This window comes from Mesobacillus maritimus, assembly GCF_019749255.1.
Classification (GTDB): Bacteria; Bacillota; Bacilli; order Bacillales; family Cytobacillaceae; genus Mesobacillus_B; species Mesobacillus_B maritimus_A.
The window spans coordinates 1-18,541 of record NZ_JACWFH010000045.1; the positions used below are offsets into that span (position 1 = coordinate 1).

The window sequence follows — 18,541 nt, forward strand, 5'->3', positions numbered from 1 at the left end:
AAACGTTGGCTCATGTTCTTCTATTATAGAAGAGCATGATAAATATTGTTTGTTGACGCTTGTTTGTTTAGTTTTCAAAGAACAATTTGCTTCGCGCTTCTCTTTTGTAAGAAGCAACTTTTATATAATACCATGTTCCTAAGAGTGAAGTCAACATCTTTTTTCTTTTTTAATTATCTTTTTCAAAAAAAGAAGTAGGCTGTTTCTTAAGCAACTTCTATATAATAGACTATTACATCCATTAAGTCAATGACAAATTTAAAACCTATCTGACTAAGAAGCTATATAAATATATCACCCTATTTGTACTAGTGCAATAGTAAATTGGTGAAACCCCACATTTATTCCCCCATATGTCCTTTATTACGTTTTTCATTACAAATAATTAGTAGTAATAGAAAAGGAAGTTAGATGAACAATAAGAGCCTTTTAATTTGTTTACTTTAAATAACCTTGTTTTTAATCAGTGGTTTTTCACAAGAACCTGCAGACGAAAAAACAGATTCAGTTAAACATAATGAATCAAGTAACACAAACAATAAAGCTGACAATCGTACCCCTAAACAAAGTATTATCTCTAAGGACCAATTACTTGAAAGAAGAACTCTAAGATCATATTTTGTTGTAGAAATCAAAAATGATCAGGTTTCTTCTATAAAAAACTTAGATACTCATAGTACTCATTCCGAGCAACTAGACTTAATGTCCAAACTTCAGTTAAAAGTAATGGAAGTAAGTTTAAGAAAAAATATTGATATAGAGCCATCAGATAAACAAAAACGACAAGATCATTTGTCTGCCGTTTTTGTTTGAATATCTTCTTCACCCAACAAGTTTAGCGGATTTTATCTCCAATAAAAAGTTTAACGCTACACGATTGAATTCATCCACTTTTTCAACCTTGCCTACATGACCAGCCTTTTTTATCATGTGCAATCTCGCATTAGGGATTAATTTATGCATTTGTTTTTGACAATAGGTTGGCAAAATCTTATCTTTTTGACAGGCTATCACCAACGTTGGTACGGTAATTTCCTTTAAAGTTTCACGATAATCAATTTGAAGACAAGCCCTCCATGCATGATAGAAACCATCAAGGTGTTGCGACCAAAGAGGCGTGACTTTTTGAACCGTTTCTTCGCTGTGGTCATGTAAACAACTTAATGTTGCTTTTGGAATATATTGTTCAAGTGTCATATTTTGATATCTCTTTTCATTCAAGAGTAACATGACCTTTTCAAGCCATTTAGGGACATAAGAAACTGAACTCGCAAGAATGAAGGATTTTACTTTTTCCGGAGCGATTTTATAGATTTCTTGTGAAATAATTCCTCCCATTGATAACCCGCATATATGCGCTTCTTTGATCCCTAAATGATCCAATAACGCGATTACATCTCTTGCAAATGCGTTTATAGTAATCTCTTCCCTTTCTAGGCATTTACTTTTACCAAAACCTCGTAAATCAGGAATGATTAAATCGAAATGTTCGGCAAAGGAATGCTGAAACTTCCACCCTTCTTTTCGCTCACCCAATCCATGAATGAGGACTAGCGGTTCCCCTCTTCCTAAACGGTCATAATGGAGCTCGACTCCATTCACTAGTGCGTGGTACATATGAAATCCTCCTTTTTTAAAAATATACCTATTATTACCATATATTAAAGAGTAGAAGATTCCTAGGTTAATATTCTTCCTATCTTAAATAAGAGACTTTTTTGTTTTGAGAAATTCTTAAAGTCTTAAAACACTCTTTTTATTTGTTTGAATATTCTGTTATATTTATGGTATATTTTAATGAAAGCGATACCAATCTTATGTGGTAAAAAAAATTACTGGCGGTGATTTTAGTGTTTACACGACATTTTGAGTATTGGCCAAAACGTTTATCAAAATCTTTACCGATACCTGAAACTACTATTCAAGACAACTTAGAAACTACAATGAAACGGTACCCAAATAAGACAGCGATTGTTTTTTATGGGACAGAAATCACTTATAAGCAACTTTACCTAGAAGTAAATAAACTTGCCGGATACTTACAACAGGAGCTTGGAGTTTCAAAAGGCGACCGAGTTGTATTGTATATGCAAAACTCACCACAGTTTATTATTGCCTTTTATGCGATATTACGTGTAGATGCAGTCATTGTGCCAATTAATCCTATGAATGTAAAAGAGGAAGTTGCCTTTTATTTAGCAGATTGTGATGCAAAAGTAGCGATTGCTGGGCAAGAGTTGGTTCCTGAAATCGAACCATGTATTGGTAAAACTCCTCTTCAGCATTTGATTGTGGCCGCCTATTGTGATTATGCACAAAAAGGGTTGGATTATGAAGTCCCTCCTTCTGTGGCCGCTACTAAACAAACATTTACCTCGGCTGGAATTATTAATTGGGGTGATGCTCTATCAGCAGACAAAGTGCCAGAACCAAGCCAAGCAAAAAGTGATGATTTATGTTGCTTACCGTACACCTCTGGAACAACTGGAAAACCGAAAGGCTGCATGCATACACATAAAACCTTACAAGCGACCCTTTTAGGGGGAATCGTATGGGCCCACTCTTCTCCAGCGGATGTTGGTCTCTCGACACTGCCTCTCTTCCATGTTACTGGAATGCAGCATAACATGAATGGCCCGATTTACTTGGGGGCAACCATGGTGGTAATGACACGCTGGGATCGGGATGTTGCCTTAAAATTAATTGAAAAGTATCGTATCACCAGATGGACAAATATCTCGACCATGGTAGTGGATTTCTTAGCGAACCCAAATCTCACAAAAGATGCAGTTGAATCACTAAAAATGATTGGCGGCGGCGGGGCTCCTCTTCCTGAAGCAGTTGGGGAAAAACTTTATGAGCTAACAGGACTTCGTTATGTCGAAGGTTATGGACTAACAGAAACGATGTCGCAAATCCACCAAAATCCTCTTCATCGCCCGAAGTTACAGTGCCTAGGAGTACCTCAGTTTGATGTGGATGCTAGAGTTGTAGATCCTGTTACCCTAAAAGAACTGGGGCCACATGAAGAAGGCGAAATTATTGTTACTGGAGAACAGGTGTTCAAAGGATACTGGAATCGTCCTGAGGAAACGAAAAATGCCTTTGTTATGTTTGAAGGCAAGGAATTTTTTAGAACTGGTGACATTGCTCGTTATGATGAGGAAGGCTATTTCTTTTTAGTTGATCGGGTTAAACGAATGATCAATGCCTCTGGATTCAAAGTATGGCCAGCCGAGGTAGAAATGACCTTATATAAACATCCATCTGTTCAAAGTGCTTGTGTGATTGGTGCACCTGACCCTAGACGCGGCGAAACTGTTAAAGCGTTTATCGTCCTAAATGATCGCGGAAGAGGAACAACCGAGGAGGAAATTATCGCCTGGTCAAAAGAGCATATGGCTGCATATAAGGTACCTAGGATTATTCAATTTCTTAACGAACTTCCTATGTCAGGAAGCGGAAAGATTCTTTGGAGAAAACTTCAAGAGCAGGAAGAACAAAAAGTAAAAGGCTAGACTTAGAAAAAGCAAGAATCCTTTCCGAGATATAGACGGAGATGTTCTTGCTTTTTCTACTCAACCAAAATTAGTACAAACACATAGGTGGGCTGTTTCAAATATTATTTGACATCGAAGGAAGAGTGCTGTTAAGATTACTATCAGATAATTCAAAATACTTTCTCGATACAGATAGAATTAACTACTTGGGTGATTTTTTTTGCAAAATGGAAGCGTTAACATTTTACCCCTCCTACATAGTGTAAAATTCCGTCTGGTTTCGGATTATGAATTATCTAGTAAAAACTGAAAGGGGATTATACCGTGACTTTGATTCAATCTGTAACAGGACCAGTTTCTTCTTCTGAACTAGGTTTGACTTTAATTCATGAGCATATGCGAGTTCGTTCTGAGTCTGTATTTGTTCAGTTCCCTCATTTGTATGATGAAGAGAAAGAGTTTGCTAAAGCTGTCGAGCAAGTGAACTCCGTTAAAAAGCTTGGAGTCAAAACAATTTGTGACCCTTCTGTTATGGAACTTGGTCGTGACATCCGCTTTATAGAGCGAGTATCCCGCGAAACGGGAGTGCAAATCATTGCTGCAACTGGAATCTACTCCTATCATTATATCCCACCACATTTTCAAAACCGTGACATTGACTACATGGCAGAACTCTTTGTCCGAGATATCGAGGTTGGCATTCAAAACACCTCTATTAAAGCTGGATTCTTAAAATGCGCCACTGACTCACAAGGAATCACGCCAGATGTTGAAAAGGTTATTCGTGCCGCTGCACGTGCTCATAAGAAAACAGGCGTCCCAATTATGACTCATTCACACCCAGGGACTGGAACTGGCTTAAATCAACTAGATATCCTCACCGAGGAAGGTGTCGATCCTAGTAGGATTTTAATTGGGCATACTGGTGATACAGATAACATGGAATATATCCTGAGGGTGCTCGAATATGGGGCCTTTATCGGGATGGACCGTTACGGTTTAACAAGCGAGTGTTCGACTGAGAATCGAAATAGTACTGTAATTGAACTTGCGAAAAAAGGCTACGCGAACCGTATGTTTTTATCGCAAGACCACTGCTGTACCATTGATTGGTATCCTGAAGAAGCACCAGGACTCATGTTTCCAAAATGGACGATGAGTTTTGTACTGGAAGAAATCATACCGGAATTAAGGGCCTCTGGTGTCACAGAAGAACAAATCAACCTGATGATGGTGGATAACGCTCGTCGTTGGTTCGAAGGTGACGGTCAAATTATGAACCAGTCCAAGGTGGAAATAGCGGATACTGAGTTCGGGAAAGCCAAATAGATACGAAAATAAAATGAAAGTTAAAAACGACAAGCTCATTAGCCTGTCGTTTTTTTATTATGCATACATTTTATCATCTTGTTCTTTTCTAAAAAAGCTCTTCATCGCATGGAATACATCGGCTTTTTGCTTGAGGATAAAATGGCGGAATTTCTCATCACTGATGTTTTTATAGGCGGACATTAACGTCGAGTGGCGGTTGTACTGATTTACTTCACCGTATCCGAACATATTGGATACTTTCATTAGTTCTTCAACCAACTTCACACATCGTGCATTATCTGAGGTTAAATTATCTCCGTCAGAAAAGTGGAACGGATAAATATTAAATTTCTGAGGATCATATTTTGTGTCAATTAACTCCAGAGATTTTCGGTAGGCAGATGAACAAATTGTACCTCCACTTTCTCCCTTTGAGAAAAAGTCCTCCTCTGAAACTACTTTAGCCTCGGTATGATGCGCAATAAACTCAATTTCTACTGTTTCATATTTCGAGCGTAAGAACCTCGTCATCCAGAAGAAGAAGCTTCGAGCCATATACTTTTCCCATAGCCCCATACTACCACTTGTATCCATCATCGCTAATACAACTGCTTTTGAGTCTGGTTTAATGATTTCGTTCCATGTTTTGAATTTCAAGTCTTCCTTATAAATGGGGTGAAACGATGGTTTCCCAGTCATTGCATTCCGCTTATATGCAGACATCATCGTTCGTTTTTTATCAATATTGCCCATTAACCCTGTCTTACGAATGTCATTAAATTCGATGTCTTCAATGACATCTTCTTGATTTTGTTTGCGCTGCAGATTCGGCAGCTCCAATTGTTTAAATAACGCTGCTTCAAGTTCCATAATCGATACTTCTGCTTCATAGTAGTCTTCTCCAGCCTGGTCACCTGCTCCTTGACCTTTCCCTGGAGCTGGCTGCCCTGATCCATCACGGGCGATAACATCTCCGACCTTGCTGTCCCCAGTTCCCTGGCCAACATGTTTATTTTTATCATAATTGTAGCGAATCTTATACTCATCCAGAGAACGGATTGGAATCTTGACTACCTCCCTGCCGTTCGACATCACGATGCTCTCCTCAGTTATCAGATCAGGAAGATTATTCTTAATTGCCTCCTGAACTTTTTCCTGATGGCGTTGCTGATCGTCATAGCCTTTGCGGTGGAGGGACCAATCTTCCTGGGAAATTACAAACTGGCCGTTGTTTTCTTCGGTCATTTTCGAACCCCTCCTGTTCTTTTTTAATCACAAATCTTCCTATGCTGTCATACAATAACTCGGGTAAAAAAGTTCAAACTTAAACTGTGATTACTCTATCATATGCAGGGGACAAAAATAATTTACAAATAATTTAGACAATTTATCTTTTCCTACTACGATTGGACAAGCCTGATTTTACCCCCTGTAAGTAGAAACAAAAGGAATCTGCGATTTGCAGATTCCCCTAGATTTTTAACGGTTTAGAAGACTACCCACATAACGAAGCAATTCATTTGCTGAAGTTGAATTATAGCCATGTTCGTCTATGAGTCTTGCAACCACTTCGTTCACCTTCTTCAACTGCGTTTCATCAGGTGTTTTGGTTGAGGTTGTAATTTTAACAACATCCTTTAGATCAGCAAAGAGTTTCTTTTGGATGGCTTCTCTTAAGCGATCATGGGAGTTATAATCAAATCTCTTTCCTTTGCGTGCATAAGCAGAGATGCGAATGAGGATTTCTTCACGGAATGCTTTTTTGGCATTCTCAGAGATTCCAATCTGCTCTTCAATTGAACGCATTAGCTTTTCATCTGGATTGATTTCTTCGCCTGTAAGCGGATCACGAAGTTTCGCTTTATTACAATAAGCTTCCACGTTATCCAGATAATTGTCCATAAGTGTTTTAGCGGACTCTTCATATGAATAGACAAAGGCCTTTTGAACTTCTTTCTTGGCAATATCGTCATACTCTTTCCTTGCGACCGAAATAAAGTTTAAGTACCGCTCCCGCTGTTCCTGAGTAATGGACGGGTGCTGATCAAGCCCTTCTTTAAGAGACCGCAAAACATCTAAGGCGTTGATTGATTGGATATTCTTTCGAATGATTGTGGAAGATATCCGATTAATGACATAACGTGGATCAATTCCACTCATACCCTCATCTTGATATTCCTTCTTTAACTCGGCAACATCTGCTGAGTTGTAGCCTTCGACACTTTCGCCATCGTAAAGACGCATTTTCTTAACAAGGTCAATATCTCCTTTTTTTGGCTCCTTTAACCGAGTAAGAATGGTAAACATTGAGGCAACCTTTAAGGTATGTGGCGCAATATGAACATTGCCAACATCACTTTCACGAATCATTTTATCGTAAATTTTCTCTTCTTCTGAAACCTTCAAATTGTATGGAATTGGCATTACGATAATACGCGAATGCAGTGCTTCATTCTTTTTATTTGAAATAAACGAGCGATATTCCGTTTCATTTGTATGAGCAACAATCAATTCATCAGCCGAGATTAACGCAAATCTACCAGCCTTGAAATTTCCTTCTTGTGTTAGTGATAGTAGATGCCAGAGAAACTTTTCATCACATTTCAACATTTCCTGGAATTCCATCATACCTCGATTGGCCTTATTCAATTCTCCGTCAAAACGATAGGCCCGTGGGTCCGACTCTGACCCAAATTCGGCAATGGTTGAAAAGTCAATACTACCTGTTAAGTCAGCAATGTCCTGAGATTTTGGATCTGACGGACTGAATGTTCCGATCCCAGTACGCTTATCTTCTGAGAAGAAGATTCGTTCAACTCGAACATCCTCAATTCTCCCACCATACTCCTGTTCAAGCCTCATCATATTGAGCGGGGAAAGATTCCCTTCAATACGTATACCGTATTCATCATAGAAATCTTTACGGAGGTGATGAGGAATCAAGTGTAGCGGATCCTCATGCATTGGGCATCCTTTTATGGCGTAAATTGCACCTCTGTCTGTCAGCGAATAAGACTCAAGCCCTCTTTTAAGCATCGTGACCAATGTCGATTTACCACCACTTACTGGACCCATCAAGAGCAAAATCCGCTTACGTACATCTAGCCTTTTTGCCGCTGGATGAAAATACTCTTCCACCAGGCGTTCTAGGGACTCTTCTAGTCCAAATAATTGTGAATTAAAAAAGCTATACTTTTTCTTTCCCTTTTCTTCCTCAATGCCTGCATCCTTAATCATATTATAAACTCTTGAATGTGCCGATTGAGCTACCCATGGCTGTTCCTTCACAATCTCCAGATATTCTCTGAACGTCCCTTCCCATCTAAGGTTCTCTTCTTCCTCGCGATACTTCTCAATTTTTCTTAATATCTCCATAAGGACCTCCCTGTCTTACGATTATCGAGAGACGATTAATATACCTTATGCACGGATGAAATTGAACATGCCAACAACCTGTAATTCTCTCTTTTAAAGATTCACTAAAAAACATCACCATTTCTTCACAGTCCGAGGACTTTAGGCTATAATAAAGACAGGTATGGAAAATCGGACAAAGGGGGCTTACATAAATGAATCTAATTTTGATTCTTGGAGTTTCAGTCGCTTTTCTAGCGGCGATTTTCACTTCAGGCTATGAAGATAAGCCAGGAGTAACCAAAAAATAAAGCACGAAAAAAGAAGCCGCAAATTCTTGCAGCTTCTTTTTTATTGGCTCTTTTTCGTTAGTTTGTCGCGATAGTCCTAAAACCGACTTTAACGCAAATCCATTTTCTGTTTTTGCACAAACTCTTTCATATACATTCTCGATTTTTTCTCAAGCATTTGCCCGATTTGCTCGGTCCAAGTATCCTCACGCTTGCCGCCCGTTCTGTCTTTGTAGTATTGAGAGATAATTTTATTATAATCTTCTAGTTGCTTCTTAAAAACAGTCGGGTCTTGTTGATACTCATTCTCCATATAGACATGTTCTAAAGGCAGTCTTGGTTTTTTATCATTTATTTTTTCGGGATACCCAACTGCCATACCAAACAGTGGAATTACATGCCCTGGGGTTTTCAATATCTTTTGAACTTCCTCAAGCTGGTTACGAATGCCCCCAATATAGCAGATCCCTAAGTCCATAGATTCTGCGGCAACTGCTGCATTTTGGGCTGCGAGCGCTGCATCAATTAGACTGACCATAAACTTTTCTGTGCTTTCAAGAGACGGAAGGACATCCTTATTTTCCATCTCTGCAATTAGTGCATGACGATGTAAATCAGCACAAAAAACGAAGAAATGTCCATTATTCGCTACATATGGTTGATTTCCCACTACTTCTGCGAGCTTGTCCTTTTTAGCTTGATCTTTTACCCCAATAATAGAATACGCTTGGATAAAACTAGAGGTTGACGCTGCCTGTGCACTCATGACAATCTGTTCAATCTGTTCCTTGGATAATGGCCTATCCTGAAAGTTCCTAACAGAGCGATGATTTAATATTGTTTCAATTACCTGGTTCATACGATCCCATCCTTTCATGAAACTTGCTGTTGGTTATGTAGACTGGAGGGTTTAGCCTCAGTCGATTTTACAAAAGAGGACCTGAGAAGTCGGCCCTCGTTTTTAATATAGGTTTGGATAATCCCTTTGTCTAAGGGCTTCATACACTAGAATTGCCGCCGTATTCGATAAATTTAAGGATTGAACAGTATCATTCATCGGAACTCTTAAGGTACGATCTTTATTACGGGTTAGCAGTTCTTGTGGTAAACCTGTTTTCTCTTTCCCAAAGATAAAATAGTAATCCTTTTCAGGTTGACTATAATCAAAGGCCGTATGTGGCTTTGATCCATGCTTTGTTAAATAGAAAAATTCTCCACCCCCGGTATTTGTATAAAAATCCTCAAGTGAATCATGATACACGATATTTACAAACTCCCAATAATCTAAACCTGCTCGTTTTAACCTCTTGTCATCCGAAGAAAAGCCTAAAGGACGAATTAAATGTAAAACAGTTCCTGTTGCCGCACAAGTTCGAGCAATGTTTCCCGTATTAGCCGGAATCTCTGGTTGGTATAGAACAACATGTAGTGCCAAAATTTTCACCTCAACATTAAATCTAGTTGTTATTATACCACTAACAACTATGCTCCTTCTGAAACTTTGTCCTTTTGGATATAAAATAGGTGGATGACCCCCACTTCCGAAAAAGCTTTCCAACATAATAAATGGGCTTACCCAATGTAAATTTATAGTAAAAGCTTATGTTCCATAAAAACCAGCTTTCGAAAAAAGCGAATAACGAGTGACAAATCTTTTTAGTAATCATCCACAATCGTGAAAAACTTATACTTTATATTAGGAGTGTACGCAGTAGAATCCTCGTATGCCCAGTACCGCCTTCTGCTATTGGTTGTATGTGCATTCACAAGCGGCATCCCTTCTGCATCTTTTGCGGTCACAATTGTCGTGTGATCAACGCGCCCATCTCCCTGAAAATCATAACAGATGACATCCCCAGGAAGAAGTTGACTCGGACTGTTTACTTCCTTTGCTCTTACCCCCGTCTTAGAGTTAGGCAAATACCAACGGAGCGAATTTGCTACCGTCCAGCTATAGCTCCAATTATTGTTCCTCATCCACCATCCTTTTGAGCGATTAGAAAACCCTAGCATCGGGGCTCCCCCTGCATGTAAGCATTGAGAAATGTAGTTTGTGCAGTCCACATCGAAACTTTTGAATGCAGGGTTATAGTCATTCCACCATCTTTCCGCATATTGGACAGCCTTCATCCGGTCATATCGAAAAGATTTCCGTTCATCTCCCTCTATTTCATCCTGCTCTTCTTGATTTCTTTCCACCTCATTGGTTTCAATTTTAGGTGACCCTAAGAAGTCTAAATTTATCTCGTTATCCTCAACGAGAATTCCTTTATAAAATTCAGCTTTTCGCTCTTCAATCCGTTCTTCAATTAAAAATGCATTCTTTTGTTTGATTAAATATTGATAATGGGCTTTATAAAATACTTCCGTTCCTTCAGCGGTTTTTCCTTCTTTTGTTATTTTCCCTTCCGCGGTTGTTCGGAGGATGTCAGCTCCTCTGTTTGCACAGCTTTCCTTAGTCTTCTCTATAAATGGACAGTCATGGATTTCGCTTCTAGTTTGGGAAACATACTGTCTTACACGCTGTTCTAATAAGTTTTGAAGTTGTTCTCTCACAAAACATCTCTCCTTTCATCACATATGTATGAGAAGAATGGTGCTTTCAGATATAGAAATGGATGGAAGATGTTGGTTTGGGCTTTGAAAAACAAAAAACACCTCCAATTCACAATTGAAGGTGCCTCCCTTTTGCATTCGTTATTGACTTATCCTACTTAGCCCCGTCTTGATTTCCGCTAATACCTCTTCATCTTTTTCAAGCCCTAGGGCGTGGTCTAAGGCCATTTTTGCCTCTGGACCACCTATTTTCGCCAATGACCAAGCCGCTGTCCCACGTAATACTGGTCGAGGATCCTCCTGCATTACTTTTATTAAATCAGGTACAGCACTCTCATCTTTGTAATGAGCAAGAGCAATGACAGCATTTCTCTGAATTGGTTTTTTCCCTCTCCATGAACCAGATACTGGACCGAATTTCTCTTTAAAGTCACGGTTATTAATATGAAGAATCGGTTTTAGTAAAGGTTTGGCAATCTCTGAATCTGGTTCTGTTTCCTCATGGAAGTGAAAGTCTTTCCCTTTATTCATTGGACATGCTGTCTGACAAGAATCACATCCATAAAGACGGTTCCCAATTTTTTCTCTAAATTCCTCTGGTAAAAACCCCTTCGTCTGCGTTAAAAATGCAATGCAACGTTGACTGTTCAGTTGCCCACCTTGGACAAGAGCACCTGTTGGACATGCATCAAGACACTTTGTACAAGTACCACATTGGTCCTCAATCGGTGAATCTGGTTCAAAAGGAAGATTGGTAATCATTTCACCGAGGTAAACATACGAGCCAAACTCAGGGGTTATGATTGAACAATTTTTCCCGCTCCAGCCAATCCCTGCACGTTCAGCAACAGCGCGATCGACAAGCTCTCCCGTATCAACCATTGATTTAAACTTAGCCTCCGGTACTTTTGAAGCAATATATTCTTCTAGCATTTTTAGCTTTTTTCTTAAAATATGATGGTAGTCCTGTCCCCAGGAAGCACGACAGAATATCCCTCTTCGCTCACCTTTTTTGCTGACCACTCTTACCTTCATTTTTGATGGATACGCGACAGCAATGGCAATAATAGATTGAGGCTTATCAAAAATTAAATCCGGACGTACTCGTTTCTCAATATCAGGCTCTTCAAAGCCAGATTGGTATTGAAGCTCTTGTTGACGTAGTAGTCTATTTTTCAATTCCGTAAAAGGCGCAGGCGATGTGAAGCCAATTTTATCGATGCCTATTGTTTTACTATATTCAATTACCTCTTGCTGCAATTCTTGAATATTCACGTGGATACCCTCCCTTCTATTTGAAAATATCTATTTTAGTTGTATATTTTTAAAGCGCATAAGTAATATGATAAACTATTTTAAAGGAATTTTGGAGGTGGAAACATTGGAAATTATGGTTTCCAGTGAGTTATGTAGGCTGGTGCCTGGGTTTACTGCAGGAGTTATCCAGTACCGAAACATTGAAGTGGGAGCGTCCCCACAAATGGTAAAAGGCAGACTACAATTGTTTCAGGAGTCTATCTTTTTTGAGCTTGAAGATAAAAACCTTACTGATTTTGACGGAATAAAAGAATGGCGTCAAATTTTCAAACAAATTGGCAAAGATCCCAATCGATATAGACATTCGGCAGAAGCACTTTATCGAAGGATAAAAAAACAAAACTATCTCCAAACAGTACATAGCGCTATCGATTTGAACAACTTCTTCTCGCTCAAGTATGAAGTCCCAATCGGCATTTATGATACCGATAAAATTAACGGGGATATTGATTTGAAAATTGGAGCAGAAAAAGAAGAATATTTTGGCCTAAACGGGAGAATGAATTCATTACATAACTTGATTGTTTCTAGTGATGAAACTGGACCATTTGGTAGTCCTTTCGTTGATTCTGAACGCACTTCTGTAACGGAAGATACCAAAAATGCATTGCAAATTATTTATCACCGTCCCTCCTTGGATAGTAAGAAAAGTCACCAATTAACTGAATCTCTTATGAATATGTTTATACAGATTCATGGAGGAGAGGGCCACTACACGATGATTGGATGCGAATAGCATCCTTTTTTTGTTCTTCATGGTGAGTGAATATGTTTAACCTAAGGGTAAACACTGGCTTCATGAACTTTTCACGAGGACCAAAATCATTGTCTCTTACTTAAAAAATTAAAAAACGCAATACTTCGTTTCTAGTTAAACGAAATACTGCGTTATATATGTATTGGAGCGGGTGATGGGAATCGAACCCACTACATCAGCTTGGAAGGCTGAGGTTTTACCAGTAAACTACACCCGCATATTTAAAATGATAAATATAGTAAAATTATATCCCTTTGACTCTTTATATGATACACAGTTTTTTCTTGTAAGTCAACCACCTATGTAGGTTTTTGTCGAAATACCTTTATGTTAACAGATTCCATTTTCTAGAGTAGGCTAGCCATACATAATTCAGCGTAAAAGCACTTTTCCTCCATAAGATTCCTGAAAAGGAGTGCCTTCCGATAGAGTCATTAAATTGATGCTAATTTGCCAAAACCAGTAATAACACCCCATTACTCAATAAACAGATGACCTAGTCATAATAAAGGTGAGTGTATTTTTTAAACTGAAACCCATAGTTTGATAAACTCCTAATAACAGGCTGGTTTCGTAAAGACTTTGTTAATAGCTACCACAAAAAACTCCACTATTACAAGTGTAGTAGTGGAGTAGAATACTTATTTCTTTTGAACCAAGAATTTAATGAGTGGTCCGTCTTGTTCTGTATTTAAGATTGTGTGTCCTGCATTTCTAGCCCATGCCGGAAGATCATTTAACGCACCTTTATCTGTTGCTTGAAGTTCAATCACCTGGCCGCTTCGGATTGAATCCATTCCCTTTTTAAGTTTAATTATTGGCATTGGGCAAGTTAGACCTGCAACATCGACAACAGAATTAACCTTAATATTCTTTTCTGTATCCACTTTTACTTCAACTTCTCCACGATCATTTGTTTCTACCTTTCTATTAATATTGCTTCCAAAAACAGAAGAGTACGTTTTCCATCCTCCATCAACATTCTTAACATGATAACCATGATTCATAAGAATCCGCGTGGCCAAATATCCGCGTAACCCAACCTGACAGCTTACATAGATTGTCTGGTCTTTTGGTAGCTCGGCTAAACGATTCCTTAGATCATTTAATGGAATATTAATCGATCCCTCAATGAATCCGAATTCTCGCTCAACTGGTTCACGAACATCCACTAATAGCCCGCCCTCTTCAACAATGTTATCAATCTCATGCCACTGGACATGATCCAACTCTCCGTCCATTATATTCGTTGCAACATAACCTGCCATGTTTACAGGGTCCTTTGCCGATGAAAATGGAGGGGCATAAGCTAATTCTAAATGGGTTAAATCCTCAACGGTCAAGCCACCTTTAATGGCTGTGGCAATAACATCGATTCGCTTATCTGCTCCATCCGCACCAACAGCCTGAGCACCAAAAATTTTACCTGTTTCTTTGTCAAATACTAACTTTAGTGCAATTGGGGCAGCCCCAGGATAATATCCTGCGTGTGAGTTTGGATGAATATGCACCACTTCATAGCATACCCCTAGGCGTTTAAGAGTTTTCTCATTGCTTCCAGATGCAGCAACAGTTAAATCAAAAACTTTCGCAATGGAAGTACCTAATGTTCCTTGGTATTTCTCTTGTTTGCCCATCATATTATTTGCTGCAATACGCCCCTGACGGTTTGCTGGTCCTGCTAGTGGAATCATTGCCTTTGTTCCATTAATATAGTCCACAACTTCTATCGCATCACCCACAGCATAAATATCTGAATTTGAAGTCTGAAGATATTCATTTACAATAATTCCGCCACGCTCTCCTAGCTCTAACCCTGCAGATTTAGCAAGTTCATTCTCAGGTCTAACACCTATAGAAAGGATCGTCATATCCGTATCAATTTCGTTTCCATCAGAAAGGATTACTTTCTTTCCTTCGTTAGCGAAAGCTTGAACTCCATTTTCTAAAACAAGCTTTACTCCTTTTTCTTTTAAATGATTATGCAAGATGCTTGCCATTTCGTAATCAATTGGGGCCATGATTTGATTCGCCATTTCAACAATCGTTACTTCTACCCCTCGGTCAACAAGGTTTTCAGCCATCTCAATTCCAATAAATCCCCCACCGACAACCACTGCTTTTTTAGGGCTATTATGGTCGACATAGTCTTTAATTTTATCTGTATCAGGAATATTTCTTAGAGTAAACAATGTTTTATTTTCATTAAGCCCAGGAATTGCTGGTACAATTGGTCTTGCTCCAGGTGATAATAATAATTTGTCGTAGGTTTCATCATAAACTTCTCCCGTTTGTAGGTTTTTAATGATTACCTTCTTAGATTCAGGATCAATGCTCATAACTTCACTCAAATTTCGAATATCAAGCTTGAAGCGCTCTGACATCCCTTCAACTGTTTGAACTAATAATTTGCTTCTGTCTTTGATTGTTTCACCAATGTAGTATGGTAACCCACAGTTCGCAAAAGAAATATGTTCTCCTCGCTCAACCATGATTACTTCAACGTCTTCACTAATTCTTCTAAGTCTAGCTGCAGCCGTTGCACCACCAGCAACTCCACCTACAATCACAATTTTCTTAGTCATCTATATTTCCTCCTATATAATAAAAGTTTTTTAAATTTTATTTCACAAGACTAATATACCACTAGGGGTATATTTGCAACACAGTTATTTTTGACAAATTCGTTACAATTTAAATGATAGGCTTAATGTTTTTTTAAAGTTCTATGGAGAGTTTTTGCTAATATGTTAGTTATGGAGGGGGCGAGAGCGATGAATCATAATGGAAAACCCAATCTAACTACAAGATCTATCCAACCAGAAAATCAGGAATCCCCAATCCACTTTATAAAAAAATGGGAAACTCCATTATCTTACTTTTACCGGAGAAATCATTTTCCGTATCCTATCCTTAATCAATATAACTACTGGCTACAGGTTATAGATGGACAATCAAAGAAAAGATATATTCATCTAACAGAATTACTCGCAATGCCCACATCAACATTAACGGTGCCACTTGAATGCGCTGGAAATAAACGTGCAAATTTCTCTCCTAAGGTTTACGGGGAGCAATGGGAAGCAGGTGCCATTAGTCAAGGGAAATGGACAGGGGTACCGTTAAGGAATCTTTTGAATGACACAGAGTTAACAATGGAAGCACAAGAGATAGTTTTTGAAGGTGCCGACCTTGGTAAGAAGCCTGGCACTGAAGGGATTGTGCCTTATAAAAGGAGTTTACCATTAGAAAAAGCATTGCACCCAGATACCTTGGTTGCCTTTCAATACAATGACCAGCCACTATCTGTTAAGCATGGTCATCCTTTCAGACTAATTGTCCCTAATTGGTATGCTATGGCTTCTGTAAAATGGCTACGGAAGATTGAAATTATTAACCACAGGTTCTCTGGACCGTTTCAAACTGATGATTATATGTATTATCCAAATGAAAACAATGATCAAGGGGAATTTCCAGTCACAACGTTAAATGTTAATTCCACCATCCAGCAACCTTTAAACTATTCAATTTTGAATTCAGGTACACACAAGGTGGAAGGAATCGCTTGGACAGGTCGAGGGAAAATAAAAGAGGTACAAGTAAGTTTTGACAACGGTCAGACCTGGACTAAAGCAAACTTATCAAGGAGTGGTGACTCGGACTATTCATGGATTCGCTGGTCCTTAGTTCGTGAGTTCACTAATATAGGAGAATACACAATCCTGTCTAGAGCCGTAGATTCTAGTGGACGAGTACAACCTGATAGTCCCTACTGGAACCAAAAAGGTTATGGATATAATGCAGTTTCTAAAGTTCACGTGAAAGTGGAATGAATCTATTAACCAAAAAAAGAGATAGGAATGATCCTATCTCTTTTTTTCGACTGTATGAGTACCGGTGGTCGGGGTCGAACCGACACTCCTCACGGAACACGATTTTGAGTCGTGCGCGTCTGCCAATTCCGCCACACCGGCAAATTACTATGGAGGCGGCAACCGGATTCGAACCGGTGAGTAAAGGTTTTGCAGACCTTGGCCTTACCACTTGGCTATGCCGCCATAGATGTTTTGGAGCGGAAGACGGGATTCGAACCCGCGACCCCAACCTTGGCAAGGTTGTATTCTACCACTGAACTACTTCCGCAAAAATGGCTGGGCTAGCAGGATTCGAACCTACGAATGACGGAGTCAAAGTCCGTTGCCTTACCGCTTGGCTATAGCCCATTACTATATTATTCAATCTCATTAAGAATGTTAATTAAAAAAATGGGGCGATCGATGGGAATCGAACCCACGAGTGTCGGAGCCACAATCCGATGCGTTAACCACTTCGCCACGACCGCCATAATTTGGCAGGGGTAGTAGGAATTGAACCCACACCAAAGGTTTTGGAGACCTTCGTTCTACCTTTAAACTATACCCCTAAATATTATATATGAAAGCTATTTTACTACGCTACGCTCCGTAAAGAGCATTGGTGGAGGGGGACGGATTCGAACCGCCGAACCCGAAGGAGCGGATTTACAGTCCGCCGCGTTTAGCCACTTCGCTACCCCTCCGAAAAATATTATTCCTAGGCTTCCATTTTGCTAAATCAAAACCAAAATTTCCACCTTAAATTACACATAAAAGGTGGCTCAGGACGGAATCGAACCGCCGACACATGGATTTTCAGTCCATTGCTCTACCGACTGAGCTACTGAGCCATAATAATGTATTGACCCGCTTAATAATTTGTGCGAGTCCATTACTCAAAAGACCTTGGGTCTTCCTCACAAGTTGCCGCAGAAGCTTATTCATAGAAGGTAGCAACTTCCCCTACCGACTGAGCAACTGAGCATTATTTAAAAATGGCGGTCCGGACGGGACTCGAACCCGCGACCTCCTGCGTGACAGGCAGGCATTCTAACCAACTGAACTACCGGACCGAATTTTTTTCAAGCAAAGCTTGAAAAAAACTTAATTGCGGGGGCAGGATTTGAACCTGCGACCTTCGGGTTATGAGCCCGACGAGCTACCGGACTGCTCCACCCCGCGACAATAATATGGTGGAGGATGACGGGATCGAACCGCCGACCCTCTGCTTGTAAGGCAGATGCTCTCCCAGCTGAGCTAATCCTCCAAGATGGAAAGTTATTTTCTCTATTGAAAAAAACTATGGTGACCCCTACGGGATTCGAACCCGTGTTACCGCCGTGAAAGGGCGGTGTCTTAACCGCTTGACCAAGGGGCCAGTTTTTATGGCGGAGAGCAAGGGATTTGAACCCTTGATACGCGGTTAGCGTATACACGATTTCCAATCGTGCTCCTTCGGCCACTCGGACAGCTCTCCATAAATGGCTCCGCAGGTAGGACTCGAACCTACGACCGTTCGGTTAACAGCCGAATGCTCTACCAACTGAGCTACTGCGGAATAATGGTATTTGAAAACCGCCTGGCAACGTCCTACTCTCACAG

General features: G+C 39.7%; 12 protein-coding genes and 15 tRNA genes. 4 read left to right on the plus strand and 23 right to left on the minus strand.

Translation table 11 applies throughout. From position 1 onward, the window contains the following. Positions 1-822 precede the first annotated feature (822 nt). The gene (locus tag H0185_RS23620) at positions 823-1,617 is read right to left on the minus strand and encodes an alpha/beta fold hydrolase (RefSeq protein WP_221876037.1); all 795 of its coding nucleotides are present in this window, start codon (positions 1,615-1,617) and stop codon (positions 823-825) included. A 233-nt stretch (positions 1,618-1,850) separates the two neighbouring features. Here H0185_RS23620 and H0185_RS23625 point away from each other — a divergent pair, with 233 nt between their 5' ends. Both H0185_RS23625 and H0185_RS23630 read left to right on the plus strand, forming a co-directional pair. Then, on the plus strand, positions 1,851-3,518 hold the full coding sequence (locus H0185_RS23625) for a long-chain fatty acid--CoA ligase (RefSeq protein ID WP_221876038.1): 1,668 nt from the start codon (positions 1,851-1,853) through the stop codon (positions 3,516-3,518). A 306-nt stretch (positions 3,519-3,824) separates the two neighbouring features. Next, positions 3,825-4,829, plus strand: a complete 1,005-nt coding sequence (locus tag H0185_RS23630; protein WP_221876040.1) for a phosphotriesterase family protein — start codon at positions 3,825-3,827, stop codon at positions 4,827-4,829. A 57-nt stretch (positions 4,830-4,886) separates the two neighbouring features. On the opposite strand, the gene yhbH is transcribed toward H0185_RS23630, so the two are convergent. The 6 genes from yhbH to queG form a co-directional block, all read right to left on the minus strand. Beyond that, entirely contained in the window at positions 4,887-6,056 is a 1,170-nt protein-coding gene (gene yhbH, locus H0185_RS23635; RefSeq protein ID WP_221876041.1) for a sporulation protein YhbH, read from the minus strand. 234 nt (positions 6,057-6,290) lie between these two features. Further along, a complete protein-coding gene (locus H0185_RS23640; protein ID WP_221876042.1) occupies positions 6,291-8,186 on the minus strand; it encodes a PrkA family serine protein kinase in 1,896 nt (631 codons plus the stop codon). A 378-nt stretch (positions 8,187-8,564) separates the two neighbouring features. Beyond that, positions 8,565-9,314 carry an oxygen-insensitive NADPH nitroreductase gene (gene nfsA / locus H0185_RS23645; RefSeq protein ID WP_221876043.1) on the minus strand — a complete coding sequence of 250 codons (750 nt, stop codon included), beginning with the start codon at positions 9,312-9,314 and terminating at the stop codon, positions 8,565-8,567. 102 nt (positions 9,315-9,416) lie between these two features. Continuing rightward, positions 9,417-9,890, minus strand: a complete 474-nt coding sequence (gene trmL, locus H0185_RS23650) for a tRNA (uridine(34)/cytosine(34)/5-carboxymethylaminomethyluridine(34)-2'-O)-methyltransferase TrmL (RefSeq protein WP_221876044.1) — start codon at positions 9,888-9,890, stop codon at positions 9,417-9,419. Between the two features lie 221 nt (positions 9,891-10,111). Then, a complete protein-coding gene (locus H0185_RS23655; RefSeq protein WP_221876045.1) occupies positions 10,112-11,011 on the minus strand; it encodes an amidase domain-containing protein in 900 nt (299 codons plus the stop codon). A 141-nt stretch (positions 11,012-11,152) separates the two neighbouring features. Then, positions 11,153-12,286 carry a tRNA epoxyqueuosine(34) reductase QueG gene (gene queG, locus H0185_RS23660; RefSeq protein ID WP_221876046.1) on the minus strand — a complete coding sequence of 378 codons (1,134 nt, stop codon included), beginning with the start codon at positions 12,284-12,286 and terminating at the stop codon, positions 11,153-11,155. A 106-nt stretch (positions 12,287-12,392) separates the two neighbouring features. On the opposite strand from queG, the gene H0185_RS23665 reads away from it, so the two are divergent. Continuing rightward, complete coding sequence (locus tag H0185_RS23665) at positions 12,393-13,064, plus strand: B3/B4 domain-containing protein (protein WP_221876048.1); 672 nt, start codon at positions 12,393-12,395, stop codon at positions 13,062-13,064. 164 nt (positions 13,065-13,228) lie between these two features. Here the strand turns inward: H0185_RS23665 and H0185_RS23670 are convergent. Together H0185_RS23670 and H0185_RS23675 are read right to left on the minus strand one after the other, a co-directional pair. Then, a tRNA-Gly gene (locus tag H0185_RS23670) sits at positions 13,229-13,302 on the minus strand. Between the two features lie 424 nt (positions 13,303-13,726). Beyond that, a complete protein-coding gene (locus H0185_RS23675; RefSeq protein WP_221876049.1) occupies positions 13,727-15,670 on the minus strand; it encodes a CoA-disulfide reductase in 1,944 nt (647 codons plus the stop codon). A gap of 189 nt (positions 15,671-15,859) precedes the next feature. On the opposite strand from H0185_RS23675, the gene H0185_RS23680 reads away from it, so the two are divergent. After that, positions 15,860-16,918 carry a sulfite oxidase gene (locus H0185_RS23680; RefSeq protein WP_221876050.1) on the plus strand — a complete coding sequence of 353 codons (1,059 nt, stop codon included), beginning with the start codon at positions 15,860-15,862 and terminating at the stop codon, positions 16,916-16,918. A 59-nt stretch (positions 16,919-16,977) separates the two neighbouring features. Here H0185_RS23680 and H0185_RS23685 read toward each other — a convergent pair. The 14 genes from H0185_RS23685 to H0185_RS23750 form a co-directional block, all read right to left on the minus strand. After that, a tRNA-Leu gene (locus H0185_RS23685) sits at positions 16,978-17,059 on the minus strand. A 9-nt stretch (positions 17,060-17,068) separates the two neighbouring features. Then, a tRNA-Cys gene (locus H0185_RS23690) sits at positions 17,069-17,143 on the minus strand. A gap of 10 nt (positions 17,144-17,153) precedes the next feature. Beyond that, positions 17,154-17,228: transfer RNA gene (locus H0185_RS23695), tRNA-Gly, on the minus strand. A 5-nt stretch (positions 17,229-17,233) separates the two neighbouring features. Beyond that, positions 17,234-17,308: transfer RNA gene (locus tag H0185_RS23700), tRNA-Gln, on the minus strand. Between the two features lie 43 nt (positions 17,309-17,351). Continuing rightward, a tRNA-His gene (locus H0185_RS23705) sits at positions 17,352-17,427 on the minus strand. Positions 17,428-17,434: 7 nt separating this feature from the next. Beyond that, positions 17,435-17,508: transfer RNA gene (locus H0185_RS23710), tRNA-Trp, on the minus strand. A gap of 51 nt (positions 17,509-17,559) precedes the next feature. Then, a tRNA-Tyr gene (locus H0185_RS23715) sits at positions 17,560-17,643 on the minus strand. Positions 17,644-17,717: 74 nt separating this feature from the next. Further along, a tRNA-Phe gene (locus H0185_RS23720) sits at positions 17,718-17,790 on the minus strand. A gap of 145 nt (positions 17,791-17,935) precedes the next feature. After that, a tRNA-Asp gene (locus H0185_RS23725) sits at positions 17,936-18,012 on the minus strand. Positions 18,013-18,047: 35 nt separating this feature from the next. Beyond that, a tRNA-Met gene (locus tag H0185_RS23730) sits at positions 18,048-18,121 on the minus strand. Between the two features lie 9 nt (positions 18,122-18,130). Beyond that, positions 18,131-18,206 (minus strand) — tRNA-Val (locus tag H0185_RS23735). A 36-nt stretch (positions 18,207-18,242) separates the two neighbouring features. Continuing rightward, positions 18,243-18,317, minus strand: a tRNA-Glu gene (locus H0185_RS23740). Between the two features lie 8 nt (positions 18,318-18,325). Next, positions 18,326-18,416: transfer RNA gene (locus H0185_RS23745), tRNA-Ser, on the minus strand. A gap of 5 nt (positions 18,417-18,421) precedes the next feature. Beyond that, positions 18,422-18,497 (minus strand) — tRNA-Asn (locus H0185_RS23750). Positions 18,498-18,541 lie beyond the last annotated feature (44 nt).

What these genes read in the sequence shown, in the direction of transcription:
- H0185_RS23620 (WP_221876037.1), bottom strand. Translation starts at nt 1,617, where the DNA reads ATGTACCACGCACTAGTGAATGGAGTCGAGCTCCATTATGACCGTTTA.
- yhbH (WP_221876041.1), bottom strand. Translation starts at nt 6,056, where the DNA reads ATGACCGAAGAAAACAACGGCCAGTTTGTAATTTCCCAGGAAGATTGG.
- H0185_RS23640 (WP_221876042.1), bottom strand. Translation starts at nt 8,186, where the DNA reads ATGGAGATATTAAGAAAAATTGAGAAGTATCGCGAGGAAGAAGAGAAC.
- nfsA (WP_221876043.1), bottom strand. Translation starts at nt 9,314, where the DNA reads ATGAACCAGGTAATTGAAACAATATTAAATCATCGCTCTGTTAGGAAC.
- H0185_RS23675 (WP_221876049.1), bottom strand. Translation starts at nt 15,670, where the DNA reads ATGACTAAGAAAATTGTGATTGTAGGTGGAGTTGCTGGTGGTGCAACG.
- H0185_RS23680 (WP_221876050.1), top strand. Translation starts at nt 15,860, where the DNA reads ATGAATCATAATGGAAAACCCAATCTAACTACAAGATCTATCCAACCA.